The sequence below is a fragment of the Pseudomonas sp. F8002 genome, assembly GCF_013385495.1.
Classification (GTDB): domain Bacteria; phylum Pseudomonadota; class Gammaproteobacteria; order Pseudomonadales; family Pseudomonadaceae; genus Aquipseudomonas.
In genome coordinates this window covers 1-23,932 of record NZ_JACAPW010000038.1, presented here as the reverse complement: position 1 = coordinate 23,932, position 23,932 = coordinate 1, and the positions used below count along the sequence as shown (strand labels likewise).

The following is a 23,932-nucleotide window of genomic DNA, read 5'->3' as shown; positions in this document are numbered from 1 at the left end:
ATTGGCAGTGCATGACTGCCAAATATGAACGCTGGGGTCCCGGACTACAACGTGACATTGCACAACTGCTGACTCACTGCCCATAAGCGTTCGGCCTGCTCCGGGTCGACAGCCCAGGGCCATACGCCGTTACGGCTGGTGTCATCCTGCGACGAAGCGGCCACATCGCAATCTTCGCAGTAGAGTCCGCCCATGCCCTCCAGTTGCGGGCTGACAGCGCACCACACCGAGGTCGCGGCGCCTTGCTCGGGGCTCTTGTAGTGACTGGCGCGGCGGATATTGCCGTGCTCATCCAGTGCGCCGACGAATGCCAGGTCGTCCTTGTCCAGGTAGCGGATCAGGTCGGTGAGGATTTCCCCCGGGTGCACGGAAAATGCGCGCACACCCTCCGCTTTACCTCGTCGGTCCAGTGCTACCGCGAACAGTGCGTTGGCGGTTTTTGATTGGCCGTAGGCGAGCCACTTGTCATAGGGGCGGTGTTCAAATTGCGGGTCATCGAAATGCACAGGGCTGAGACGATGGCCGAGGGATGATACCGAAACCACTCGTGCGCCATTAGCCTCACGCAGCGCCGGCCACAACCGCGCGGTTAGCTGGAAGTGGCCCAGGTGGTTGGTGGCGAACTGCGCTTCGAAACCTCGCGTATCCCGTTGCAGTGGTGTGGCCATGATTCCGGCGCTATTGATCAGAAGGTTCAATGCCCGGTCGCTGGCGAGGAAGTTTTCGGCAAAACGGTCGATGGAAATCGGGTCGAGTAAATCCAGGCTGGCGTGTTCAACACCGATGATGCCCGAGAGGTTGCGTTCGGCCTTTTCAGGATCCCGCGCGGGAACGATCACCTGCGCACCCGCGTCGACCAACACGCGAACCGTTTCCAGGCCAATGCCGGAGTAGCCACCGGTGACAATCACCGTCTTGCCTTGCAAATCGCTGCCCGCCAAGGCTTGCTGGGCGGTAGTGCCGGCATCGAAGCCGCTGCCAATTGGGGTTTGTTTGTCAGCCATGAAAGATCTCCTTATGGGAGGCCTAGAGTCTCTCGCTGGAGCCCGGACGCGGAATGCCCTAGAGTCCGTGTTTCTGTCGCGATCGTCCGGAGCTTTTATGGATACCCTTTCCGATGTGCTGGCACTGTTAAAAAGCCATCGCTCGACCTTCGCCGGCCTGAAGGCTGGGGGCACCTGGGCCATTGACTTTGCGGCGCCGGATGGCATCAAGTTCAACGCGGTGGTGGAGGGTAGTTGCTGGCTGGAAGTGGAAGGGCTGGCAGTACCGATACGCTTGTATGAGGGAGATTGTTTCCTGTTGACCCAGGCACGCCCGTGGAGGCTGTCCAGCAATCTGTGCCCTGAAGGACTCGATGCACGTGAGGTGTATGCCGACGCGGTGGGCGGCATCGCCACGTTGGGGGACACGGTGGATCTGTTTTTGATCGCCGGGCGCTTTATCTACGGGGACGACGCCCGACTGTTGCTGGACAGCCTGCCGCCGGTGTTGCGGGTGAGTGCCAACTCCGAACAGGCCGCCGTGTTGCGTTGGTGCCTGGATCGCCTGGCCCGGGAATACGCCAGCCCGTTACAAGGCGCGGCGCTGATGACCGAGCATTTGGCGCAAATGATGCTGGTGCAAATCCTGCGGCTCTATCAATCTTCCATGGGCACCCATACCACCGGCTGGCTGGGAGCCTTGACGGATCCAAGGCTGGCCCCGGTGCTGCGGGAAATTCACGCAGCACCCGCCCGGCGCTGGACATTGAGTGAAATGGCCGGCGTGGCGAGTCAATCCCGCTCCACCTTCGCCTTGCACTTCAAGCAACGGGTAGGGCTGGCACCGCAGGAATACCTGACCCGCTGGCGTATGCACCTGGCGGTACAGGCCTTGAAAGCCAGCGACAACAGCGTGTCCACGATCGGCCAGTCCCTGGGTTATCAGTCAGACAGCGCTTTCAGCAATGCTTTCAAGCGCGTGATGGCTTGTTCTCCCCGGGAATACCGCGAGCGAACCCCACACAAGGAACCCAGTGATGAGTGAAACCCAGCAGCAGAAGGTCAAGGTCAACGGCATTGAGTTGAACGTGCACATCGCCGGCCCCGAGAGCGGCCCGCCGGTGTGGTTGCTGCATGGGTTTCCCGAGTGCTGGCACTCCTGGCGCGAGCAGATTCCGGCGCTGGTGGCCCAGGGTTATCGGGTGTTTGTCCCGGAAATGCGCGGCTATGGACAATCCAGCGCGCCGCCGGAAGTGGCCGACTATGACCTGCTGACCCTGTGCGCCGATATCCAGGGCGCCATGGACCTGTTCGGGCATCGCCGGGTCGTCATGATTGGCCATGACTGGGGCGCCGTGGTGGCCTGGCACCTGGCGTTGCTCGAGCCAGAGCGCGTCAGCCAGTTGGTGACGATGTCGGTACCGTTCGCCGGACGCTCCCGCAGGCCGGTGATCGAGATCATGCGCGAGCTGTACGCCGATCGCTTCAATTACATCCTGTACTTCCAGGCCCCGGGCGTGGCTGAAAAGGAACTGGATGCCGATATCGAGCGGACATTACGGCTGTTCATGCAGGACCAGGACGTTTTCCTGCAGAAAAAACCCGCCAGCGCGAAGCTGCTGGAAGGTGTGCCGCTGCCCGGTAAGCTCCCGGCCTGGTGCAGCCAGCAGGACCTCGACGTGTATGTTCAGACCTTCGCCAATGGCGGCTTTCGCGGCCCGTTGAACTGGTACCGCAACTTCGAACGCAACTGGCAGCGCACCGAGTTCCTCGCCGGGAGGCAGGTGCTGCAACCGACGCTGTTCCTGATCGGCGACCGCGACCCGGTCGGCGTGTTCGAAGCCCACACCCTCAAGCGCATGCCCGACGTCGTGCCGAATCTGCAACAAAGCGTCCTGGCCAACTGCGGCCACTGGATTCAGAACGAGCAGGGGCCCAAGGTCAACGAACTGCTGCTCGGGTTTCTAGGGCGAACGTGAACGTCGCGCCGCGCCCTGGCACATCGATCAGGCGGATTTCCTGACCGTGCAGTTGCAGGATCCGGTGCACGATGCGCAAGCCCAGGCCGCCATCGCGTCGAGCCCCGCCAATGGTGAAGGCGCGCAGGAACAGACCTTCGCGCAGATCCGCCGAAATCCCGGGGCCGCTGTCGCTCACCGTGACTTCAACAAAACCGGGCTTGGGGGCCAGGGTCACTTCAACTTCGCCATTGGGCGGTGTATGGCGCAGGGCGTTATCCAGCAGGTTGGTGAGTACCCGTTCGATCAGGCCCAGGTCGGCCAATACGGTTGGCACCACCGGCGGCAGGCTGGCGGTGAGGGTGATCGCCCGGGCTTCCGCGGTCAGTTCGAACTTCTGGAAAATGTCCTGCACCAGGTCGGGTATTGAAAAGCCTTCGATGACCGGCTGCACAAACCCGTGTTCCAGGCGTACCAGTTCCAGCAGCGACTGGGCCAGCCCGCCGACCTTGCGGCTCTGGTCGAGGGCGATGCCCAGGTAACGCCGGCGTTCCTGCGGGGTCAGGCTGGCGTCTTTCAGGGACAGGGTTTCCAGGTAGCCATGCAAGGAGGCCAACGGTGTGCGCAGGTCATGGGAAATATTCGCGACCATCTCCCGGCGTTCCTGCTCTTGGTGGGTGATGGCGCGCCACTGTTCACCCAGGCGGTTCTCCATCTGCACGAAGGCGTGGTCGAGCACGGCGATTTCATCCTGGCTGGCAACCTCGGGCGCCACGGCCTGCGGGACTTTCGGTGCGCCGTTGATGTCGAACTGGCCGACCTTCTCGGTCAGTTGCCGCAAGGGCCGGGTGATCCAGGCGAACGCGGTCAAACCCGCGAGCAAGCACAACAATGCCACCAGGGCGATGGACCACAGGGCGATGTTCAGTGCCATGCCGGTGGCATCCCGGGCGTCGAACACATCATGGGCTTCGCCCAGCAGCACCACATACAGGTAGCCGGTCTGCTGGCCGTTGACCCGCAGCGGCGCGGCGCTGAACACCTTGAGGCCGTCGACGCTGCGTGGGTCGTCGCCGAGGATCGGCAGCATCGCGCCGCTGAGGAAGCGGCGCACCGGTTCCAGGTTGACCTGGTCGCGGCGCAGGTGGCCGCTGGGCGCAGCGTTGCCGACCACGCGCCCGTTAATGTCCAGCAGGTACACCTCGACACTCGGGTTTACCAGCATCAACTGGCTGAACAGGTTGCGCACCGCGTCCGGCTTGAGACCGTCGGCGTCCATCAACTGCGTATCCCGGGCGATGTGCGCGGCGAGGTCGCGGGACAGGCCTTGCACCACTTCCAGTTCATGCATGTGGTTGGAGCGCACTTGCAGCCAGGCCGACGTGCCGCTGCAAATCAGCAGCAACAGCGCGAACACCAGGGACAGGCGCTGGGTAAGGGTCAGCCTCATGCCGATTGCTCGGCAAACTTGTAGCCACGGCCCCACACCGTGAGGATGCGCGCCGGGTTGGCCGGATCGGCCTCGACCTTGGCCCGCAGGCGGTTTATATGGGTGTTGACGGTGTGTTCGTAACCTTCGTGGCTGTAGCCCCACACGGCGTTGAGCAGGTCCATGCGCGAGAATACCTTGCCCGGTTGGCGGGCGAAAAAGTACAGCAGGTCGAATTCCCGGGGCGTGAGGTCCAGCCGCTGGCCTTGCAGGGTGGCGTCACGGGTCAGCGGGTTGATGAACAACTGGCCGAGGTCGAGGCTGCCGGCGTCCATCTTCAAGTTGCGCGCCATGGCGTCGACCCGGCGCAGCAGCGCCTTGACCCGCGCCACCAGCTCCGGCATGGAAAACGGCTTGGCCAGGTAGTCATCCGCCCCCAGTTCCAGGCCGAGGATGCGATGCAACTCGCTGGAGCGGGCACTGGTGATAATGATCGGCGTGTAGCGCGTCATTGCCCGGGCCCGCCGGCAGATCTCCAGGCCGTCGACGCCGGGCAGCATCAGGTCCAGGATCAACGCATCCCAGCCGCCTTGCTCCAGCAGGCGCAGGCCTTCGTCACCATCGGCACTGTGAACCACCTCGAACTGCTCGTCCCGCAGGTGCAGGCAGATCAAATCGGCAATATGGGCATCGTCCTCGACCACCAGGACACGTTTGGGCTGATCCATTGATAAAAACCTGTCTTCTTGATTCGCGCATTGTGCGGCTTTTGCAACAGTGTAGTTATCACGAATTGTTTAACTCTGCGTGAGGATTCCGCGACCACCCCGGGCCTAACCTTACTCATCGCAACGGCAAAAGTACGCCCCCCTCATTGTGGCGAGGGAGCTTGCTCCCGCTGGGTCGCGCAGCGGCCCCAAAAAAGCCGGGAGCGCTGCGCACTCCAGCGGGAGCAAGCTCCCTCGCCACAGTTTGTTTATCAGCCATAGGGGCTTCACCAGCCATCCGCACTTGTGTGAGGAGCAACTCATGTATTCACGTCGACAGATCCTGCTCGCCGGCGGCGGCCTCGGCCTCGCGGTAATCGCCGGTGGCCTGCTGCAAAAAATCAACGCCGGCCCCGCCCTGATCGCCGAAGCCGAAGCCGCCGAACATTTCGAAGTCAGCCACACCGACGCCGAATGGCGCACCCTGTTGACCGCCGAGCAGTACGCGATCCTGCGGGAGGAGGGCACCGAACGCCCCTACAGCAGCGCCCTTAACAGTGAACACCGCAACGGCACCTTCGCCTGCGCCGGTTGCGCTTTGCCCCTGTACGCCTCAGCCACCAAATTCGAAAGCCACACCGGCTGGCCCAGCTTCTGGCAACCGCTGGAAAACGCCGTGGCCAGCCACGTCGACACCTCCTTCGGCGTGGTACGCAAGGAAATCCACTGCCGCCGCTGCGGCGGTCATCAGGGCCACGTGTTCGATGACGGCCCGGCACCCACCGGCCTGCGCTACTGCATGAACGGCGCAGCCATGACGTTCACCGCGACTTAATTCAATGTCTTCCTATAAGGGTCTACCCCATGTGGCTTTTGGTTCTCGCATATCTGGGCGGCGTGCTGACGATTGTCAGTCCCTGCATCCTGCCGGTTCTGCCTTTTGTCTTCGCTCGCACCGGGCAGCCGTTTTTGCGCAGTGGCTTGCCGCTGCTGCTGGGGATGGCGATGACCTTCGCCCTGGTCGCCTCGCTCGCGGCGGTGGGCGGCGGTTGGGTGGTGCAAGTCAATCAGTACGGTCGCTGGCTCGCGTTGCTGTTTGTTGCGCTATTCGGGCTGACGCTGCTGCTGCCAAGCCTGTCCGAGCGCCTGACCCGGCCGCTGGTGGCCGCGGGCAGTCGCCTGTCGGAAGCCGCCGGGGCCGATTCGCGGCCGCGTCCGGGCGCATCGTTCCTGATCGGCGTGGCCACCGGGCTGCTGTGGGCGCCGTGCGCCGGGCCCATCCTAGGGCTGGTGCTGACGGGCGCCGCGCTGCAGGGCGCCAGTATCGGCACTACCTTGCTCTTGCTGGCCTACGCGGCAGGGGCTGCCACCTCCCTGGCCTTGGCGCTGCTGGTCGGCGGTAAAGTCTTCGGTTTCATGAAGCGTTCGCTGGGCGCTGGTGAATGGCTGCGTCGTGGGCTCGGCGCCCTGATGTTGGCCGGTGTGGCGGCCATCGCCCTGGGCCTGGACACCGGGATCCTGGCGCGCCTGTCGACGGCGTCAACCGGTGGCCTGGAACAAAGCCTGGTGGAGAAACTCAGCGCCAAGCCTGAACAGAAGAGCGGGGCGATGATGGCCGGCGGCGCGATGATGGCCGCCAACCACAGTGACACGCTGCCAGTGGAAGGCCAGTTGCCGCCGCTGGACGGTGCCGTGCAATGGCTCAACTCCGAGCCACTGACTGCCGAGGCGTTGAAAGGCAAGGTGGTGCTGGTGGATTTCTGGACCTACTCCTGCATCAACTGCCTGCGCACCTTGCCGTACGTCAAGGCCTGGGCCGAGAAATACCGCGACCAGGGCCTGGTGGTGATCGGTGTGCACGCTCCGGAATTCGCCTTCGAACGCGACGTGAACAACGTCACCAAGGCCATGAAGGACCTGGGCATCACTTACCCGGTGGCCATCGACAACAACTACAAGATCTGGCGCGCCTTCAACAACCAGTACTGGCCGGCGCATTACTTTGCCGATGCCAAGGGCCAGATCCGCTATCACCATTTTGGCGAGGGTGACTACGCCGAGTCCGAGCGAGTGATCCAGCAACTGCTGCGTGAGGCGGGCGCTACCAAGGTGGCGGGCGGCTTGATCGAAGCCGATGCCAAGGGCATCCAGGCCGCACCGGACATGAACGAAGTGCAGTCGCCGGAAACCTACCTGGGCTTCCAGCGCGCCGAGAACTTCGTGACCACCGGCACCCTGGGCACCGACAAGGTGGTGAACTACCCGGCAGCCGGCAACCTGGCCTTGAACAACTGGACCCTGGAAGGCCCATGGAACGTCGGCGGCCAGCAAGCCACCCTCGCAGCGGCCAACGGCAAGATCGTCTACCGCTTCCACGCCCGTGACCTGCACCTGGTGCTGGGCCCGGGCGCCGACGGCAAGCCGGTGCGCTTCAAGGTCAGCATCGACGGCCAGGCGCCGGGGGATGCCCACGGCACCGACGTCGCGCCGGATGGCAGCGGCACCGTGACCGAACAACGCTTGTACCAGTTAGTGCGCCAGCCGGATGCCATCAAGGACCGTACGTTCAGCATCGAGTTTCTTGACCCACACGTGGCGGCTTACGCCTTCACCTTCGGCTAACCCGGCGACGTAACGCTTGAACTGAAAACCCAATCAATGTGGGAGCTGGCTTGCCTGCGATAGCGATGTTGAATTCACCACCGCCATCGCAGGCAAGCCAGCTCCCACAGTTGACCGCATTTATCCTGACGTTTCGGAGTGACTGAGATGAAACTGCTTAAGTACTTACCGGCCCTGGCGTTCGCCGCCTTTGTCGGCCACAGCTCGGCGTTCTCCTTCGGCCCGTCCGACGACGCCGTGGCCATCGCGCCACCGGCCATGGACCTGCCGGCAGACGCGAACAACCTGCAAACCGCGGTCTTCGCCGGCGGCTGCTTCTGGGGCGTGCAGGGTGTGTTCCAGCATGTGCAAGGGGTGAAAAACGCCGTCTCCGGCTATGACGGCGGCGCGGCGAGCACCGCGCAGTACGAAAGCGTCAGCGGCGGCGACACCGGCCACGCCGAATCCGTCGCCGTGACCTACGACCCGAGCAAGGTCAGCTACGGCAAGCTGCTGCAGATCTACTTCTCGGTCGCCCACAACCCCACGGAACTCAACCGCCAGGGCCCGGACAGCGGCACCCAGTACCGCTCGGCGATCTTTGCCCAGAACGCCGAACAGCAAAAAGTCGCCCAGGCCTACATCGCCCAGCTCGACGCCGCGAAAGCCTTCGACAAGCCGATCGTGACCAAGATCGAGATGGGCAAAGCCTTCTACCCGGCGGAGTCCTATCACCAGGACTTCCTGACCGAAAACCCGTCGTACCCCTACATCGTGATCAACGACCTGCCAAAGGTGGCCCAGCTGAAAAAATTGTTCCCTGAGCAGTACCGCGCAGAACCGGTACTGGTGAAAAACCAGTAGACCTATGATCGTTCCCACTCTCGACGCTCGACGATCGTTCCCACGCTCTGCGTGGGAATGCCGCCAGGGCGCTCTGCGTCCGCTTTTGAAGTCGTGACGCGGAGCGTCACCGGATTCATTCCCACGCGGAGCGTGGGAACGATCAGCGTGGGAACGATCATCAGACGACTTCAAGGTAGGAGCTATGAATCGCCCGCGCCAACTCCCGCACGGTGTCGATAAAATCCGTCAACCGGCTATGCAGCCCATCCTCCAGAATCTCATCAATCCCTGTATACCTCAGCCGCGCCTCAAACTCCGCCGCCAAACGCTGGGCCGTACGCCCATAACTCCCCGGCAGGTCCGCCAGGATATGGCTCAACTCCTCGATACACGCATGCAACGAGCGCGGCACATCACTGCGCAACAGCAACAACTCCGACACCGACCGCGCATTCAGCGCATTCGGGTACAGCTCGGTATACGCCTCAAACGACGACAGCGCCCGCAACAACGCGCTCCACTGGTAATACCCGCGTGCCGAAAGGTCGCTGACTTCCTCGGACTCTTCCCCAAACATTTCATACCGCGCGTCCAGCAACCGCAACGTGTTATCCGCCCGCTCGACAAACGTCCCCAGCCGAATAAACCGATACGCATCGTTACGCATGATCGTCCCGGACGTCGCCCCACGAAACAGGTGCGAGCGCTGCTTCACCCAGTCACAAAAGTGGCTGATGCCATGCCGCGCCAACCCGCCGGCCGCAATACTGCGCATCTCCAGCCAGGTGGCGTTGAGGTTTTCCCACATATCAGCCGTGATCCGTCCCCGCACCGCATGGGCATTACCCCGTGCAGCCCGCAGGCAGTTGTAGATACTGGCGGGGTTTTCCTCGTCGAGGGCGAAGAAGTGCAGCATGCGCTCGGCGTCCAGTTGCTGATGGCGCTCAAGGTAACTGTCCAGGGTGCCGCTGCTGAGCAGCGACATGGCCAACTCGTCCAGCCCGTCACTGCGCCCGGCCTGGGGCATCAACGACAGCGAATAACTGACTTCCAGCATGCGCGCCAGGTTCTCGGCACGCTCCAGGTAACGGGACATCCAATACAGATCTGCGGCGGTTCTACTCAGCATACTCAGCCCTCCACCACCCAGGTGTCCTTGGTTCCGCCGCCTTGCGACGAGTTGACGATCAATGAGCCTTCGCGCAGCGCCACGCGGGTCAAGCCACCGGGTACCAGGCGGGTTTCCTTGCCCGAGAGCACGAACGGTCGCAGGTCGATATGCCGCGGCGCGATGCCGTTTTCGACAAATGTCGGGCAAGTGGACAGGCTCAAGGTCGGTTGGGCGATGTAGGCGTGAGGGCGGGCCTTGATACGCTGGCGGAAGTCCTCGATCTCGGCCGCGCTGGACGCCGGGCCCACCAGCATGCCGTAGCCGCCGGAACCCTGGGTTTCCTTGACCACCAGTTCCGGCAGGTGCGCCAGTACGTGGGACAGCTCATCCGGCTTGCGGCACTGGAACGTCGGCACGTTTTGCAGGACCGGCTCTTCATCCAGGTAGAACCGGATCATTTCCGGCACGTACGGATAGATCGACTTGTCGTCCGCCACGCCGGTGCCTATCGCATTCGCCAGCACTACGTTGCCCCCGCAGTACGCCGCGACCAGGCCGGGCACGCCGAGCATCGAATCGGGGTTGAAAGCCTGCGGATCGAGGAAGGCATCGTCGATGCGGCGGTAGATCACATCCACGGCCTTGGGGCCGTCGGTGGTACGCATGAACACCTTGAGGTCGTGCACGAACAGGTCGGCGCCTTCCACCAGCTCCACGCCCATTTCCCGGGCCAGGAATGCATGCTCGAAGAACGCGCTGTTAAACCGGCCCGGCGTCAGCACCACCACATTCGGGTTGTCCAGGCGGCTGGAGCTTTTCAGGGTCTTGAGCAGCAGGTTGGGGTAGTGGTCCACCGGGGCGATGCGTTGCTTGGCGAACACCTCGGGGAACAGGCGCATCATCATCTTGCGGTCTTCGAGCATGTAGCTCACGCCGCTGGGGGTACGCAGGTTGTCTTCGAGCACGTAGTAGGTGCCGTCGCCATCGCGCACCAGGTCGACCCCGGAGATGTGCGAGTAGATATCGCGGTGCAGGTCCAGGCCAACCATGGCCTTCTGGTAGCCCTCGTTGCCCAGCACCTGATCGGCGGGAATGATCCCGGCCTTGATGATGCGTTGGTCGTGGTAGATGTCGGCAAGGAACATGTTCAGCGCATTCACCCGCTGGATACAGCCACGTTCGATGACACTCCACTCACTGGCGGGGATGCTGCGGGGGATGATATCGAAGGGAATCAGGCGCTCGGTGTCTTGCTCGTCGCCATACAGGGTGAAGGTGATCCCGGCGCGGTGAAACAGCAGGTCGGCTTCACGGCGGCGCTGGGCCAGCAGTTCTGGCGGCGTGTTGGCCAGCCAGCGGGAGAATTCCTGATAATGCGCACGGCAAACGCCTTGTGCGTCATTCATTTCATCAAAGAAAGATCGAGCCATTCCAATTACCTTGTCAGTGCCGGGACTAACTGCGCTTTGGCACTGCCGCTTTAGAAAACGCATTTTTTATGAGCCCGTGGCTGATGGTGCCAGCAGGCCTGGTCCTTACTTTCTTTTGGGGTGGGCTCTGGGTCGGGGGGTAACGATTGCTCCTGTATCCGGGCAGATAAAGGACTAAAGCAATGCCTGTGCCATCCACCTGGTGGCGAGGGAGCTTGCTCCCGCTGGGCTGCGCAGCGGCCCCAAAAAGGAATCAGACCGCTGCGCACTGGAGCGCTGTCCCGGTCCAGCGGGCCCAAGCTCCCGCGCCACCGATGCGGCCCTATCGCCTCAAAACGGTGCACTGATTACTTGAACTTTGCACCAGCCCGGTTCTTCTAAACTGCTTCAAATGCCAGCACGGAGCACGGATGTGCCCAGAATCATCTCCCCCGACACCCCGGAATCGAGCCTGACCGACCACAGCGAACACAACGCGAAGATTTTCGGTTCGCCCAAGGACCGTCTCGACTTTTACCGGCGTGAAATCCAGTACGAAACCAGCATCCTGGCCAACCGCACCGACGCCTACCTCACGGCCCAGTCATTCCTGGTGATCGCCTTCGTGTCCGGCATGGGCAACCTGAACCCCGAATGGGGCAAGCTGTTCACCCTGGTGGTGCCCGTGTTCCTGGCGACCCTGGGCATTCTCAGTTCCCTCAACGCCTGGCCGGGGATTCGGGCGGCCTACGAAATCATCGACCACTGGCATTACAAGCAGAGCGAACTGCTGCGCAGCGAGCCGGTGATGGGCCTGGCCTACGATGAGTCGCCACTGTTCAGTGAGATGGAGTCGTCCCACAAGGGCTATCGCAAGTCGCTGTTGTTCTCGATGCGCGCGCCCTGGCTGTTCATGGTGTTCTGGGTGATGCTGGGGGCCTACGCGTTTTACATCCAGGTGGACAATCCCGGCTCATAAGCAATTGGAACTTCACCGACCCGCGCAGGACCTTACCTTTACGCAGTCTGCGTTTTCCAACAGAGGTGAGCCATGAGCACAGACAACGACCCGCAAACCAGCAACCGTAACGATCCCGCCATCGACCGCGGCGAACCGGCCCCCGGCACCGCGGCCGACGCGCCGAAAGACCCCAAGCCTGCCAGCGACCCCAAGGCCAAGGAAAACGACTACAGTCCAGACTTCAAGCCCGAGCGCGAGCCCAAGCCTGAAACCGATGCCGATATCGATACCCAAGGCGGTTAGAGGAGACGGTGATGTCAGTTGAAATAGACGAAGACGATGAACTCAATGACCCGGGCAATGAAGACCCGGGTTCATTGATGGATGATGCCGAAGTACCGCTTAACGACCTGGATGATGCCGCTGACGTCGGCAACACTGAAAACCAGGAGTAGACGTCATTGTTGTGCCTGGGCACGTCGTTCATACCACGCCAGCATCGGCTGCGTGCTGAGACCATGAACGACGATGCTCAGGGCAATGACTGACAGCGTCAGGTTCACCGCGACCGCGCTGCTGGTGCCCACCAGCCCGTGGTTGATGGCATAGAACAGGTAGTAGATGCTGCCGATCCCGCGAATCCCGAACCAGCCCACCAGCCCGCGCTGATGGCGGTTCAGCAAGCTGCCCCAGGGTATCGACAGCACGCTGAGGGGGCGAATCACGCAAAACAGCACCGCCCCCACCGCCAGCGCCCGCCAGTCCCAATGGCTGACCAGCACCACGCCCAGCAGGGTCACCAGGAACACTTCCATCGAACGCTCCACCAGGCCACCAAAGGCGAGCATGTCGCCCATCATCACCCCGGCGGCGATTTGCGTGTCCTGCAGTTGCCCCACATCGCCATGCAACGCATGCTCCGGCTCAACTTCCATGTGGCCAACTACCGGCTGTGCCAGATGTTCCGCCGGGGTTTGTGAATTGCCGGTGGACTTGAACTCGGCCTGGCGCAGCCCGAGGCCGGCGGCAAATACCGACAGGAAGCCGTAGCCGCCGATGGCTTCGGCCACCACATAGGCGAGGGCGATCAGGGCCAGCGTCAGGTAATCATTCGGCGACAGGGTGCTGTCGGCATTGGTGATACGCATCTTCAGGGTGACGCGACCGATGCCACGCCCCATCCAGTAGCCCACGAGCAACCCGGCAGGTACGGCCCAGAGCAGGTTTTTCAGCACCCAGCCGCCCAGCCAGTCACCGTCGAACCCGCCGTGCTGCATGAACATCAGCGCAAAGATCACGAACGGGAAGGCCGTGCCGTCGTTCAAGCCTGCCTCACCGGAAAGACCGAAGCGCAGCGCGTCATAATCCTGTGCGTTATTGACCTGCACCAGGCCCGCGAGCACCGGGTCGGTGGGGGCAAGAATCGCCCCCACCAGCAGTGAAACACCCCACGACAACCCCAACAGCCAATGCAGCACCAGGCACGTCCCGAGAATGGTCAAGAGCATCACCGGCCCGGCCATGCCAAACGCAATGCGCCAGGTTCGGTGCTTGAGGGGCAGGCGCAGTTTCAGCCCGCTGACGAACAGCGAAAACAGCACCGCGACTTCCGTCAGGTGTTCCATCCAACTGGCCGAGGCCTTGATGTCCAGATGCAGCAGGTCCATGCCCAGCGGGCCGATACCCACGCCGAGCAACAGGCACACCGCCGAGGTGGTGACCGGCATCCAGCGCAGGTAGGAGGAGGTGAGGGCGAGGGTGAGCAACACTGCGCCGAGTACGGCCATCCACAGAATAAAAGTCATCAAGCGTGCACCGGGCCGTGGTCTATCCAGGTTTGAGGAGCACGGCCCGGTGCAGGTTCAATGTGATTCCAGCCACGGTGAGCCAGTGGTTTTCAGACGGATCATGTCGATCAGCTGCCGCAACCCCGGCTGCGACTGCCGGCGGCTCGGGTAGTACATGCACAACGGCGCGCCAATGCAGGTCCAGTCAGGCAGCACCTGCACCAGACGACCGTCGGCCAGTTCCGCCAGCACGCGATTCTCCAGGCAGTAGGCAATACCCACGCCTTGCAGGGCCGCATCGACGATGGTCTGGGTGTCGGCCGCGCTGAAGTGGCCGGGCACATCGAGCCGCTGCTGGCGTGCGCCATTGCCCAGTTCCCATTTGTAGGTGGTCTTGTCGCCCAGGTACATGCGTACACAGGAGTGCGTGAGCAAGTCCCTGGGCACTGCAGGTGTCCCTGCCTGTGCGAGGTAGGCCGGGGAGGCGACCATGATCCAGCGCAGCTCGCCGGTCAGCGGCACGGCCACCATGTCCTGGGGCACCGTGGCGCCATAGCGGATCCCTGCGTCGTAGCCCTCTGCGACGATGTCGAGCATGCGGTCCTCGATCATCACGTCCAGGCGCAGTTGCGGGTAGGTGCGGGTGAACTCGCCGAGCACCGGCGAAATCAGCAGCACCGCGGCATCCCGGGGTACGTTCAGGCGCAGGCGGCCAATCGGCGCCTCGCGGTACAGTTCGAGGGTGTCGAGCCCGTCCTGGATCGTCGCAAAGCCGGCACTGAGTTTTTCCGCCAGTACCACGCCGGCATCGGTAGGCTCTACGGCGCGGCTGGTGCGATACAGCAACTTGACCCCCAGGCGCGTTTCCAGGTTGCGCATGGTGTGGCTCAGGGCCGAGGTGGTGACGCCAAGTTCATTGGCAGCATGCCGGAAACTGCGGCGACGGATGATCGCCATGAACACATTCAGGTCGGCCAACTCGGAGCGATTGAACGCAGCCATATCAAGCACCTTTTATGGGGTTTGGGTTGCACGCGGCGTTGAGCCCGATTCAACCACGGATGATCTAGAGTAATCGTTTTTTTACTGATTGTTTCTGGCGGAGGCTTTTTCATGAGTATCGAAACCATCAAGATCCCGGGCATCGACAAGGCCGTCTCGCGGATTGCCCTGGGCACCTGGTCCATGGGTGGCTCGATGTGGGGCGGCGCCGATAATGAGGTCTCGGTCAAGACCATTCGCCATGCGCTGGCCAGCGGCATCAACTTTATCGACAGTGCGCCGGTCTACGGCCTTGGGCTGTCGGAAGAACTGATCGGCCGGGCCCTGCGCGGCGTACGCCACACGGCGGTGATCGCCACCAAGGCCGGGTTGCAATGGGACGACGGCACGGTGCGCCGCAATGCCACGGCCCGGCGTATCCGCAAGGAAATCGAAGACTCACTGCTGCGCCTCGAAACCGACTACATCGACCTCTACCAGATTCACTGGCCCGACCCGTTGGTAGCCCAGGAGGAAACCGCCGGCGAGCTGGAAAAACTACGCCGTGAAGGCAAGATCCTGGCCGTGGGGGTGAGCAATTATTCGCCTGCGCAAATGGACGATTTCCGCCAGTACACGCACCTGGACACCGTGCAGCCGCCCTACAACCTGTTTGAGCGGGGGATCGACAGCGATATCCTGCCGTACGCCAAGCAAAATTCACTGGTGGTTTTGGCTTACGGTTCGCTGTGCCGGGGTTTGTTGAGCGGCAGCATGCACGCGGCCACGGGTTTTACCGGGGATGACGTGCGCAAGCTCGACCCGAAATTCAAGGCGCCACGCTTTGAGCAGTACCTGGCGGCGGTCGCGGCATTGGACGTGTACGCTCGCGAATGCCACGGCAAGTCTGTGCTGGCCCTGGCGTTGCGCTGGGTGCTGGACCAGGGCCCCACGGTTGCACTGTGGGGCGCCCGCCGGCCGGAGCAGCTAAAAGGCGTTGAAGATGCGTTCGGCTGGCAGCTCACGGCCGATGACCTGCAACATATCGACCGTATTCTGGCCAGCACGATAAAAGACCCGGTAGGTCCGGAGTTCATGGCCCCGGCCCAGCGTTAACCTTTGCGACAGGGATGTCTTGCAGCTGCAAAACACAAAAGACATTCCTTTGGCGTTGAGGTTTTTGGCATGAAGCGCGGTCCCTTGTTCAAGATCATGGGTGGTTTGCTGTGTGTGGTGGCAGTGGCAGCCGCCTGGAAATGGCGCGGCAATCCCGATGTGCTGTGGCAGATCGTCAGCCGTCAATGCGTGCCCGACCAGAACCAGCACCAGAATCCGCGCCCCTGCCTCGAGGTTGATCCGGACAAGGGGTTCGCGCTGCTCAAGGACCTCAACGGCCCGTACCAGGACTTACTGATCCCCACCGATAAAGTCACCGGAATCGAAGACGTCGCGCTGGCCCGGGACTTGTTGCCGCATTACTTTGCCCAGGCCTGGAAACACCACGATGTACTCTCGGCCGGCCTGCAAACACCGATTGCCGACCGTTATGTGTCCCTGGCGATCAACTCGCGGTATGGCCGCACGCAAAACCAGTTGCACATTCATATCGCCTGCCTGCGCCCCGACATTTTCAACACCCTCAATGAACGTGCGGCAACCCTCGACGAGCACTGGCAAACCCTGCCGGTAAAACTGCAGGGGCATACCTACAGTGCCCGTACGTTGTCGGCGGTGGAATTCGACCTGCGCGACCCATTGGCCATCCTGAATGACTACGTGCAGGCCCAGGGCGACGCCATGGCCAGTTACAGCTTGCTGTTGGCACCGGCGGCGAACGGCAACTTCGTCCTGTTGACCACGCGGTTGACGCTCAAGGAATGGAACCTGGCCTCCGCCGAAGAACTGCAGGACCGCCAGTGCAACCTGATGGGCAAACCACCACAACGACCTGTTTTAGCTGTTAACGACATCCGGTGAAGTTTGCCGTTGAACGAGTGTTCAGTTTCAATTATGTTGGCTGCACCCCCTGCCTGGTAACAGGCGGGCTTGCGCTTTTTCTGATTGAACGAGAGGCACTGGCATGCGGTTTTCACCTTTTGTCGAGCGAATTGCAGGGCAGGGCGTAGCCGCCTGGGACATCCACCACGCCGCCTTCCAGGCCAGCAGCAAAGGCGAAGACATCATCATCCTGAGTGTGGGCGATCCGGATTTCGCCACACCCTCGTTCATCACCGACGCCGCCGTCGAGGCCCTGCGCCAGGGCGACACCCACTACACCGAAATCCCCGGCCGCCCGGCACTGCGCGATGCCATCGCCGCACGCTACAGCCAGTCCCTGGCTCGCCCGCTCGACGCTGAAAACGTCATCACCGTGGCCGGTGCGCAGAACGCCTTGTTCGTCACCTCGCTGTGCCTGTTGCAGGCCGGTGATGAAGTGATCGTGCTCGACCCGATGTACGTCACCTACGAAGCGACCCTCAAGGCCAGCGGCGCAACGCTGGTGCGGGTGCCGTGTTCCGCCGACTCGGGCTTTCGCCTCGACCCGGCACTGCTGGCTGCCGCCATTACGCCTCGCACCCGGGCAATCTTCTTCTCCAACCCCAACAATCCCACCGGCGTTGTCCTCAACCCCCAGGAATTGCAGGTGATCGCCGACCTGGCGATCGAGCATGAACTGTGGGTAGTGGTGGACGAGGTCTACGAAAGCCTGGTGTTCGATGGCGAATACCATAGCCTGGCCGCGTTGCCGGGCATGGCCGATCGCTGCATCGTGATCGGCAGCCTGTCCAAGTCCCATGCCATGACCGGCTGGCGCATCGGCTGGATCGTCGCCGCGCCTGCGATGGTGGCCCACGCGGAAACCCTGGTATTGAGCATGCTCTACGGCTTGCCGGGGTTCGTGATGGAAGCCGCGACCGCCGCCGTGCTGGCCCACGATGAAGTCACCCAGGGCATGCGCGAAACCTACCGCCGCCGCCGCGACCTGGTGGTAGCAGGCCTCGGCGGTTGCCCGGGCATTCACGTGCGGGCCCCGCAGGCAGGCATGTTCGTGTTGGTGGATGTGCGGGACACCGGCCTCGGCTCCCTGGATTTCGCCTGGCGGCTGTTCCGCGAAGCAGGGGTTTCCGTGCTGGATGCCGCGGCCTTCGGCGAGCCGGCCCAGGGTTTTGTGCGGCTGTCGTTTACCCTGGGTGAAGCGCGACTGGCCGAAGCCTGTGAACGTATCAGCCGCTTCGTCGCCAAGCTCGCCGGAGAACCGCGAATCGAGCCTGCGGCGAAAATCATCAGCGTACAGCCGGTGGCTGCGAAGAAGATGATCGAGGTGCTCGACCTGCATAAACGCTTTGGCAATATCGAGGTGCTCAAGGGCATCTCCCTGACCGCCCACGAAGGCGAGGTGATCTCGCTGATCGGCGCCAGCGGCTCGGGCAAAAGTACCTTGCTGCGCTGCATCAACATGCTCGAAGTGCCGGACCAGGGCAGCATCCACGTCGACGGTGAAAGCATCAAGCTCAACTACGGCCGGCCCGGCGCACCGCTGGTGGCCGACGCCAGGCAACTGGTGCGGATTCGCTCGACACTCGGCATGGTGTTCCAGAACTTCAACCTGTGGCCCCATCGCACCGTGCTGGAGAACCTGATCGAAGCGCCGATCCAGGTGCTGCGCGAAAGCCGGGCCGAAGCCATCGAGCGCGCCGAAGCCTTGCTCGACCGGGTTGGCCTGGCCGCCAAGCGCAATGAATACCCGGCGTTCCTCTCCGGCGGCCAGCAGCAGCGGGTGGCCATCGCCCGAGCCCTGGCCATGCGCCCCAAAGTCATGCTGTTCGACGAACCCACCTCGGCCCTCGACCCGGAGCTGGTGGGCGAAGTGCTGCGGGTGATTCGCTCCCTGGCCGAAGAAGGCCGCACCATGATCCTGGTGACCCATGAAATGGCGTTCGCCCGGGATGTGTCATCCAAAGTCGCGTTTTTGCATCAAGGCCTGATCGAGGAAACCGGCTCGCCGGACTCGGTGTTTATCGACCCACGCAGTGAACGTTGCCGGCAGTTCGTCAACGCGCATCAAACTCGCTAACTCCAAAAAAAGACGGGGCAAGATCATGAAATCCAAACGATTGGCAAAGTGGTTGAGCAGTGCTGTGTTGATGCTGGCGGCAGGTACTGCGTTAGCGGCGGAGAAACCCATTGTGTTCGCGGTGGCGGCAGAACCTTACCCACCGTTCACGGTGAAGGGCGGCAACGGGGAGTGGTCCGGCTTTGAGGTGGACCTGATTCACAAGCTCTGCGGCTTGATGAAGGCTGAGTGCCAGATCAAGGAAGTGGCCTGGGACGGGATTATTCCGTCACTGCTGGCGAAGAAAATCGACGTGATTTTCTCCTCGATGTCGGTCACCGAAGAGCGCGAAAAACAGATCGCCTTCAGCCGCGCCTACTACGATTCGCTGCTGGGCATTGCCGGCCCCAAGGGCACCACCGTCGAGGTCACGCCGGCGGGGTTGAAGGGCAAGATCATCGGCGTGCAGATCTCCACCGTCAGCGCCAACTACCTGAAGAAGTACTACGAGAACATTGCTGACCTGAAGTACTACGACACCCAGGAATCGGCCAACGCCGACCTGATTGCCGGGCGCACCGATCTGATGATGGCCGACGGCGTCGCCATCGCCATGATGGTCAAGACCCCTGAGGCCCAGGGTCTGGCCGAAATCGCCGAAGTGCCTTACGACCCGATCATCGGTCGCGGCGTGGGGGCCGGCCTGCGCAAGGAAGATACTGAACTCAAGGCACGCCTGGACAAGGCCATCGGTGAGTTGCTGGTGAGCAAGGACTACGCCGACCTCTCGCAGAGCGTGTTTGGTGTGTCCGTCAGCCCGTGCAAAAGAGCCGATACCCCGGCGTACGTCAGCAAGGTATGTGACAGCCCCTACACCAACTAACCCGGTAGAAAGGGAGTGCTTGTGGCGAGGGAGCTTGCTCCCGCTGGGGTGCGAAGCGCCCCCAAACAATGGGCCTGCTACGCAGTCCAGCGGGAGCAAGCTCCCTCGCCACAGCAAGCTCCCTCGCCACAGGGTCACTGCGTGTCATCGAAATAGGGAGCAGCGATGTTCGATCTACTCAGCTTCAGCGAACAAGGTTGGGGCAACGCATTGCTCAAGGGGTTATGGATGACCCTGCAGATCTCCGCCGGCTCGTTTGCGGTGGGGCTGCTGATCGGCCTGGTGGTGGCCTGCGCCAAGCTCAGTGCACCGCGCCCGATAGCCATGCTGATGCGCGGCTACACCACGGTGTTTCGCGCGGTACCCGAGTTGCTGCTGATCCTGCTGCTGTATTACGCAGGCTCGATGGGCCTCAACGCATTGATGCTGTGGCTGGGGTTTGCGCAGTTCAACATCAGCGGCCCGCTGGTAGCAGTCCTGGTACTGGGGCTGGTGCAAGGCGCGTACGCCTCGGAGATTTTCCGCGCGGCGATCCTCGCGATTCCCCATGGCCAGATCGAAGCGGCGCGGGCGTTTGGCTTGAGCGGCTTTGGCCTGTTCCGTCGGGTGACCCTGCCGATCATGGCGCCATACGCCCTGGCGGGGATGTCCAACCTGTGGATCAACCTGATCAAGGACAGCGCGCTGATCAGCGTAGTGGGCACCAACGAACTGCTGTACACCGCCAAACAGGCGGCGGGCTCGACCCGGCATTACCTGTTGTTCTACCTCACGGCCGCCGCCTTGTATTACCTGGTGACACTGGCCTCCAACTACCTGTCCGGGCGCCTGGAGCGACGTATTCGTCGCTGGATGCCGGTTGTCGAGTGAGCCGCACATGCCTGAGTGGATAAGTTATTACGCAGGACTGATCGCCAAGGGCTTGCAGACGACGCTGTCGCTGCTGGTGATCTCGGCAGTGCTCGGCTTCGCCCTGGCGGTGCTGGTAGCGCTGGCGCGGCTGTCCCGGCGCAAGTGGCTGGCCCGTTGCGCACTGGGCTACACCAGTGTGCTGCGGGGCACGCCGTTGCTGATCCAGATCTACATCTTCTATTACGGCCTGGGCAGCCTGTTTGCCCAGTTCCCGATGATTCGCGGGAGTTTCCTCTGGCCGTTCCTGCGGGACGGTTACTGGTACATCGTGTTCGCCCTGGTGTTGTCGGTGGGCGCGTACGTCGGTGAAGTGATTCGCGGCGGGCTGCTGGCCGTGCCCAAGGGTGAAATGGAAGCCGCCTCGGCGTTCGGCATGACGCCACGCCAGGCACTGTTGCGGGTGCGCCTGCCACGGGCCATGCGCCTGCTGCTGCCGACCCTGGCGGGGGAGACGGTGATGCTGCTCAAGTCCACGGCGCTGGCCTCGACCATTGCCGTGGTCGACCTGCTTGGCGCCGCCAACGTGGTACGCGCCCAGACCTTGCAGATCTACCAGCCGCTGCTGCTGGTGGCCGGGGTCTACCTGTGCCTGACCTTTTTGATTGAAGCCCTGTACGCGATTGCCGAGCGACGCGGCACACCGTTGCGCAGGTCTGCCGGATGAAAACCGATCGCTCGTTGCAAGGGATTGCCCTGTGCTCGCTGGCCTATGCGTTCCTGGCGCTGCAGGACGCCGGGATCAAATGGCTGGTGGCCGACTACTCAGTGTTCACCATCCTGTTCTGGCGCAGCGTGGTGGTGGTCGCCGCGTGCGTGATCGCCGGGCGAATGGGTTTGCTCAAGCGTGCCTGGCACTCGGTCAGCCGCAAGCTGTTGATCATCCGCGGCCTGCTGTCGCTGCTGGCCTGGCTGCTGTACTACACCGCCGCCAAAGACCTGACCCTGGCGGAAATGACCACGCTGTATTTTTCCGCACCGATCATGGTCACGTTGCTCGCGGCATTGATCCTCAAGGAGCGCGCCAGTCGCGGCCAGTGGATTTCGCTGATCATCGGCTTTGTCGGCGTGGTGATCGCTTGTCGCCCCAGCAACATGCTCGATCCGTTGCCAATCGCCCTGACATTGGCGGCAGCACTGTGCTGGGCGTTTACCTATATCCAGTTGCGCCAGGTGGACGACAACACCTCGGTGCTGGAGCAGATGCTGATCACCAATGTGGTGTTTGTAATCTGCATGGCGCTGACGCTGCCCTGGACCCACACGCCATCGCCGACCCCGGCATGGCTGGGCATGCTCGGCGCGGGGCTGGTGGGCGGGATTGGCCAGTTCCTGCTGTTTGCGAGCTTCCGCCGGGCCACGGCGACGCTGCTGGCGCCGTTTGAATACACTGGTTTGATCTGGGCGTTCCTGCTGTCGAGCCTGGTCTGGGGCACGGTGATGGACGTGTCGCTGATTTTCGGCGCCGTGCTGATCGCCATCAGCGGCACCCTGGCCATGCTCAGCGCCCGGCACCCGGTGTCACAGGATGTGGTCGGCGCCGAATGCTCCGTGACGCAGCCCCTGTATCCAGCAACGGCAGATGTGCAGCCCGTTGGCGGGGCTGAAGGTGCCGGGGTTGAGGCACCACTCGAGCCAGAGTCCGTCGAGCATCGCCGATAAGCCGATGGCGGCCAGGCGCGTGTCGTGGATCACGAAGCCTTCGCTCTCGGCCAGGTCGTCGAGCAACTGGCGGATCAGGTCGAGGTAGGCGCGGTAGCTTTTTTCATGGGAGTCATTCACGTGGTTCGAGTGGCGGATCAGGCTCCAGAACACCACCCAGACGCCCAACAGTTTCGGGTCCATGACCCGCGAGGAAAACGAGCCGGCGAGGAATGCATCGAGCCGCGCGGCAGGGCCCACGGCCTGGTCGACTTCCTGCCACAGGGCGGTGGTCAGTTCGCTGGCGAGTTTGTGGTAGGTCTCGGCGATCAGCGCATCGATGCTGCCGAAATGGTGATTGAGCAACCCCACCGAAACCCCGGCTTCAGCGGCGATGCGCCGCACGGAAATGCCGGCATGCCCGTCACGGGCGAGGCTGGTGAGGGTGGCGGCAATCAACAGGTCGCGACGGTCTTCGGCCACAGGCACACCCTCGGTGAAGATACATGGTTGAACGTGTGTTCAATATATACCTGCAGAACCAACAAGAGGAGGGCAACGGCATGGCAAAAGACCTTTCGTGGCAAGTCCCCGGGGATTCCGGGAACACCCTGCACATTGGCGCCTGGCGCTTCGAGGGTGACGGCGACGGCCCTCGGGTGCACCTGCAGGCCGGTGTGCATGCCGATGAAATCGCCGGAATGCTGGTGTTGCATCAACTGCTGCCGCGTTTGCAGGCCTGCCAGGATCAGGGCCGGCTCAAGGGCACGGTGACGGTGGTGCCCCAGGCCAACCCGTTTGGCATTGGCCAGTTTCGCCAGGGGCGGTTGTTGGGGCGGTTTCACGAAGCCACCGGGCAGAATTTCAACCGGGCGTTTGATCATTCATTGGCCATGGAGCGGCCGGCCAGCAACCTGGCGCAATGGCAGAAAAGCCTGGTGCAACTGGCCGCCGATGCTGACCTGGTGCTCGACCTGCACACCGATGATGAAGCCCTGCCATATCTCTACATCCACCGCAGCTTTTGGCCCGCGGGCCAGGTATTGGCGGCGGCGTTGCAGGTGGATGTGGTGATTGTCTGGGACGAGGGCGGTGATGGGTCGTTTGAGGAGACCGTCATTGATCATGGGCAGCCGCGGTTGGCGGCGACGATTGAATTGCGTGGGCAGGCGGATGTGAGTGATGCCCTGGCCGGGCAGGATGGTGATGGGATCTGGGCTTGGCTCTGCGCTGGCGGGGTGATTGATGAAGCGCCAGTGATTGCGCAATGGCACGGGCAGGTGGTGGATATGGGCTGTATGGAGACCATCCTGGCGCCGTGTGCCGGGGTGTTGGTGTTTGAAAAAGGTTTGGGTGAACAGGTGGAAGAGGGTGAGCGGTTTGCGCGGATTATTCGGCGGCCTGGGGATCCGGCTTCTGAGGTTGTGCTGCATGCGGCGCAAACCGGGCGGATGGTGACGGGGCATCGGGAGCGGCTGGTTTCACAGGGTTCGGTGGTGGCCAAGTTTACCGGGACGCGGTTGTCTGAGGGGTACAGCGGGGGGGTGTTGGATCCTTAGGCGGGAGTACATATCCGTTTCTTCGGTTATGGCTGGTATTGGTTCCGCTCTTACAGCGGCTCACTTTTGAAGAGCGCAAAAGTAAGCAAAACGCTCTTGCCCCACCACTCGGC

23 protein-coding genes and 1 pseudogene are annotated in these 23,932 nt (G+C 62.5%); 16 read left to right on the top strand and 8 right to left on the bottom strand.

Annotation, left to right across the window (positions count from 1 at the left end):
• Nucleotides 1-44: 44 nt before the first annotated feature.
• Nucleotides 45-1,004, bottom strand: coding sequence for an oxidoreductase (locus HX811_RS25630; protein WP_177047958.1), 960 nt, complete (start codon nt 1,002-1,004; stop codon nt 45-47).
• 97 nt (nt 1,005-1,101) lie between these two features.
• Between HX811_RS25630 and HX811_RS25625 the strand changes: the two genes are divergently transcribed.
• Nucleotides 1,102-2,028, top strand: a complete 927-nt coding sequence (locus HX811_RS25625) for an AraC family transcriptional regulator (protein WP_177047957.1) — start codon at nt 1,102-1,104, stop codon at nt 2,026-2,028.
• Nucleotides 2,021-2,962, top strand: coding sequence for an alpha/beta fold hydrolase (locus HX811_RS25620; RefSeq protein WP_177047955.1), 942 nt, complete (start codon nt 2,021-2,023; stop codon nt 2,960-2,962). The genes HX811_RS25625 and HX811_RS25620 overlap by 8 nt, the downstream gene beginning before the upstream one ends.
• Here HX811_RS25620 and HX811_RS25615 read toward each other — a convergent pair.
• Both HX811_RS25615 and HX811_RS25610 read right to left on the bottom strand, forming a co-directional pair.
• The gene (locus HX811_RS25615) at nt 2,925-4,391 is read right to left on the bottom strand and encodes a HAMP domain-containing sensor histidine kinase (RefSeq protein ID WP_177047953.1); all 1,467 of its coding nucleotides are present in this window, start codon (nt 4,389-4,391) and stop codon (nt 2,925-2,927) included. The genes HX811_RS25620 and HX811_RS25615 overlap by 38 nt on opposite strands.
• A complete protein-coding gene (locus HX811_RS25610) occupies nt 4,388-5,098 on the bottom strand; it encodes a response regulator transcription factor (protein WP_003217086.1) in 711 nt (236 codons plus the stop codon). Before HX811_RS25610 ends, HX811_RS25615 begins: the two co-directional genes overlap by 4 nt.
• A gap of 301 nt (nt 5,099-5,399) precedes the next feature.
• Between HX811_RS25610 and msrB the strand changes: the two genes are divergently transcribed.
• The 3 genes from msrB (at nt 5,400) to msrA (ending at nt 8,542) form a co-directional block, all read left to right on the top strand.
• On the top strand, nt 5,400-5,912 hold the full coding sequence (msrB, locus tag HX811_RS25605; RefSeq protein ID WP_003217084.1) for a peptide-methionine (R)-S-oxide reductase MsrB: 513 nt from the start codon (nt 5,400-5,402) through the stop codon (nt 5,910-5,912).
• Nucleotides 5,913-5,941: 29 nt separating this feature from the next.
• Complete coding sequence (locus tag HX811_RS25600; RefSeq protein WP_177029236.1) at nt 5,942-7,699, top strand: cytochrome c biogenesis protein DipZ; 1,758 nt, start codon at nt 5,942-5,944, stop codon at nt 7,697-7,699.
• A 147-nt stretch (nt 7,700-7,846) separates the two neighbouring features.
• Nucleotides 7,847-8,542 (top strand): peptide-methionine (S)-S-oxide reductase MsrA, encoded by a 696-nt coding sequence (gene msrA / locus HX811_RS25595; protein WP_008433754.1) that lies wholly within the window; start codon nt 7,847-7,849, stop codon nt 8,540-8,542.
• 160 nt (nt 8,543-8,702) lie between these two features.
• Here msrA and HX811_RS25590 read toward each other — a convergent pair whose 3' ends face one another.
• Together HX811_RS25590 and HX811_RS25585 are read right to left on the bottom strand one after the other, a co-directional pair.
• Entirely contained in the window at nt 8,703-9,653 is a 951-nt protein-coding gene (locus HX811_RS25590; RefSeq protein WP_003217078.1) for an alpha-E domain-containing protein, read from the bottom strand.
• 2 nt (nt 9,654-9,655) lie between these two features.
• Entirely contained in the window at nt 9,656-11,065 is a 1,410-nt protein-coding gene (locus HX811_RS25585) for a circularly permuted type 2 ATP-grasp protein (RefSeq protein ID WP_177047951.1), read from the bottom strand.
• 412 nt (nt 11,066-11,477) lie between these two features.
• Between HX811_RS25585 and HX811_RS25580 the strand changes: the two genes are divergently transcribed.
• The 3 genes from HX811_RS25580 to HX811_RS25570 all read left to right on the top strand — a co-directional run bounded on the left by HX811_RS25580 (nt 11,478) and on the right by HX811_RS25570 (nt 12,460).
• Nucleotides 11,478-12,023, top strand: a complete 546-nt coding sequence (locus HX811_RS25580; protein WP_003217074.1) for a hypothetical protein — start codon at nt 11,478-11,480, stop codon at nt 12,021-12,023.
• Nucleotides 12,024-12,095: 72 nt separating this feature from the next.
• On the top strand, nt 12,096-12,308 hold the full coding sequence (locus tag HX811_RS25575; RefSeq protein WP_003217072.1) for a hypothetical protein: 213 nt from the start codon (nt 12,096-12,098) through the stop codon (nt 12,306-12,308).
• An 11-nt stretch (nt 12,309-12,319) separates the two neighbouring features.
• Nucleotides 12,320-12,460, top strand: coding sequence for a hypothetical protein (locus HX811_RS25570; RefSeq protein WP_003217070.1), 141 nt, complete (start codon nt 12,320-12,322; stop codon nt 12,458-12,460).
• A gap of 3 nt (nt 12,461-12,463) precedes the next feature.
• Here HX811_RS25570 and HX811_RS25565 read toward each other — a convergent pair whose 3' ends face one another.
• Together HX811_RS25565 and HX811_RS25560 are read right to left on the bottom strand one after the other, a co-directional pair.
• Complete coding sequence (locus tag HX811_RS25565; protein ID WP_177047949.1) at nt 12,464-13,810, bottom strand: sodium:proton antiporter; 1,347 nt, start codon at nt 13,808-13,810, stop codon at nt 12,464-12,466.
• Nucleotides 13,811-13,867: 57 nt separating this feature from the next.
• Nucleotides 13,868-14,794, bottom strand: coding sequence for a LysR family transcriptional regulator (locus HX811_RS25560; RefSeq protein WP_177047947.1), 927 nt, complete (start codon nt 14,792-14,794; stop codon nt 13,868-13,870).
• 111 nt (nt 14,795-14,905) lie between these two features.
• Here HX811_RS25560 and HX811_RS25555 point away from each other — a divergent pair, with 111 nt between their 5' ends.
• The 7 genes from HX811_RS25555 to HX811_RS32075 all read left to right on the top strand — a co-directional run bounded on the left by HX811_RS25555 (nt 14,906) and on the right by HX811_RS32075 (nt 22,281).
• The gene (locus HX811_RS25555; RefSeq protein ID WP_177047945.1) at nt 14,906-15,889 is read left to right on the top strand and encodes an aldo/keto reductase; all 984 of its coding nucleotides are present in this window, start codon (nt 14,906-14,908) and stop codon (nt 15,887-15,889) included.
• A 69-nt stretch (nt 15,890-15,958) separates the two neighbouring features.
• On the top strand, nt 15,959-16,750 hold the full coding sequence (locus HX811_RS25550) for a CDP-diacylglycerol diphosphatase (protein ID WP_102369106.1): 792 nt from the start codon (nt 15,959-15,961) through the stop codon (nt 16,748-16,750).
• 103 nt (nt 16,751-16,853) lie between these two features.
• Nucleotides 16,854-18,848: an aminotransferase class I/II-fold pyridoxal phosphate-dependent enzyme gene (locus tag HX811_RS32140; RefSeq protein WP_177047942.1), complete on the top strand. Its 1,995-nt coding sequence runs from the start codon at nt 16,854-16,856 to the stop codon at nt 18,846-18,848.
• A 25-nt stretch (nt 18,849-18,873) separates the two neighbouring features.
• Nucleotides 18,874-19,710, top strand: a complete 837-nt coding sequence (locus HX811_RS25540) for a transporter substrate-binding domain-containing protein (protein WP_063030288.1) — start codon at nt 18,874-18,876, stop codon at nt 19,708-19,710.
• A 165-nt stretch (nt 19,711-19,875) separates the two neighbouring features.
• The gene (locus HX811_RS25535; RefSeq protein WP_003217052.1) at nt 19,876-20,580 is read left to right on the top strand and encodes an ABC transporter permease; all 705 of its coding nucleotides are present in this window, start codon (nt 19,876-19,878) and stop codon (nt 20,578-20,580) included.
• A 7-nt stretch (nt 20,581-20,587) separates the two neighbouring features.
• Nucleotides 20,588-21,286 carry an ABC transporter permease gene (locus HX811_RS25530; RefSeq protein WP_003217050.1) on the top strand — a complete coding sequence of 233 codons (699 nt, stop codon included), beginning with the start codon at nt 20,588-20,590 and terminating at the stop codon, nt 21,284-21,286.
• The gene (locus HX811_RS32075; protein WP_256344464.1) at nt 21,283-22,281 is read left to right on the top strand and encodes a DMT family transporter; all 999 of its coding nucleotides are present in this window, start codon (nt 21,283-21,285) and stop codon (nt 22,279-22,281) included. The genes HX811_RS25530 and HX811_RS32075 overlap by 4 nt, the downstream gene beginning before the upstream one ends.
• Here the strand turns inward: HX811_RS32075 and HX811_RS25525 are convergent.
• Nucleotides 22,237-22,665, bottom strand: a pseudogene (locus HX811_RS25525) (TetR family transcriptional regulator C-terminal domain-containing protein); the annotation flags it as partial. The gene HX811_RS32075 and the pseudogene HX811_RS25525 sit on opposite strands and share 45 nt — an antisense overlap.
• Before the next feature lie 158 nt (nt 22,666-22,823).
• On the opposite strand from HX811_RS25525, the gene HX811_RS25520 reads away from it, so the two are divergent.
• On the top strand, nt 22,824-23,819 hold the full coding sequence (locus tag HX811_RS25520) for a succinylglutamate desuccinylase/aspartoacylase family protein (RefSeq protein ID WP_177047940.1): 996 nt from the start codon (nt 22,824-22,826) through the stop codon (nt 23,817-23,819).
• Nucleotides 23,820-23,932 lie beyond the last annotated feature (113 nt).

What these genes read in the sequence shown, in the direction of transcription:
- HX811_RS25600 (WP_177029236.1), top strand. Translation starts at nt 5,942, where the DNA reads ATGTGGCTTTTGGTTCTCGCATATCTGGGCGGCGTGCTGACGATTGTC.
- HX811_RS25615 (WP_177047953.1), bottom strand. Translation starts at nt 4,391, where the DNA reads ATGAGGCTGACCCTTACCCAGCGCCTGTCCCTGGTGTTCGCGCTGTTG.
- HX811_RS25575 (WP_003217072.1), top strand. Translation starts at nt 12,096, where the DNA reads ATGAGCACAGACAACGACCCGCAAACCAGCAACCGTAACGATCCCGCC.
- HX811_RS25570 (WP_003217070.1), top strand. Translation starts at nt 12,320, where the DNA reads ATGTCAGTTGAAATAGACGAAGACGATGAACTCAATGACCCGGGCAAT.
- HX811_RS25520 (WP_177047940.1), top strand. Translation starts at nt 22,824, where the DNA reads ATGGCAAAAGACCTTTCGTGGCAAGTCCCCGGGGATTCCGGGAACACC.
- HX811_RS32140 (WP_177047942.1), top strand. Translation starts at nt 16,854, where the DNA reads ATGCGGTTTTCACCTTTTGTCGAGCGAATTGCAGGGCAGGGCGTAGCC.
- HX811_RS32075 (WP_256344464.1), top strand. Translation starts at nt 21,283, where the DNA reads ATGAAAACCGATCGCTCGTTGCAAGGGATTGCCCTGTGCTCGCTGGCC.
- HX811_RS25565 (WP_177047949.1), bottom strand. Translation starts at nt 13,810, where the DNA reads ATGACTTTTATTCTGTGGATGGCCGTACTCGGCGCAGTGTTGCTCACC.
- HX811_RS25625 (WP_177047957.1), top strand. Translation starts at nt 1,102, where the DNA reads ATGGATACCCTTTCCGATGTGCTGGCACTGTTAAAAAGCCATCGCTCG.
- HX811_RS25610 (WP_003217086.1), bottom strand. Translation starts at nt 5,098, where the DNA reads ATGGATCAGCCCAAACGTGTCCTGGTGGTCGAGGACGATGCCCATATT.
- HX811_RS25630 (WP_177047958.1), bottom strand. Translation starts at nt 1,004, where the DNA reads ATGGCTGACAAACAAACCCCAATTGGCAGCGGCTTCGATGCCGGCACT.
- HX811_RS25555 (WP_177047945.1), top strand. Translation starts at nt 14,906, where the DNA reads ATGAGTATCGAAACCATCAAGATCCCGGGCATCGACAAGGCCGTCTCG.
- HX811_RS25530 (WP_003217050.1), top strand. Translation starts at nt 20,588, where the DNA reads ATGCCTGAGTGGATAAGTTATTACGCAGGACTGATCGCCAAGGGCTTG.
- msrA (WP_008433754.1), top strand. Translation starts at nt 7,847, where the DNA reads ATGAAACTGCTTAAGTACTTACCGGCCCTGGCGTTCGCCGCCTTTGTC.
- HX811_RS25590 (WP_003217078.1), bottom strand. Translation starts at nt 9,653, where the DNA reads ATGCTGAGTAGAACCGCCGCAGATCTGTATTGGATGTCCCGTTACCTG.
- HX811_RS25585 (WP_177047951.1), bottom strand. Translation starts at nt 11,065, where the DNA reads ATGGCTCGATCTTTCTTTGATGAAATGAATGACGCACAAGGCGTTTGC.
- msrB (WP_003217084.1), top strand. Translation starts at nt 5,400, where the DNA reads ATGTATTCACGTCGACAGATCCTGCTCGCCGGCGGCGGCCTCGGCCTC.
- HX811_RS25550 (WP_102369106.1), top strand. Translation starts at nt 15,959, where the DNA reads ATGAAGCGCGGTCCCTTGTTCAAGATCATGGGTGGTTTGCTGTGTGTG.
- HX811_RS25620 (WP_177047955.1), top strand. Translation starts at nt 2,021, where the DNA reads ATGAGTGAAACCCAGCAGCAGAAGGTCAAGGTCAACGGCATTGAGTTG.
- HX811_RS25540 (WP_063030288.1), top strand. Translation starts at nt 18,874, where the DNA reads ATGAAATCCAAACGATTGGCAAAGTGGTTGAGCAGTGCTGTGTTGATG.
- HX811_RS25535 (WP_003217052.1), top strand. Translation starts at nt 19,876, where the DNA reads ATGTTCGATCTACTCAGCTTCAGCGAACAAGGTTGGGGCAACGCATTG.
- HX811_RS25560 (WP_177047947.1), bottom strand. Translation starts at nt 14,794, where the DNA reads ATGGCTGCGTTCAATCGCTCCGAGTTGGCCGACCTGAATGTGTTCATG.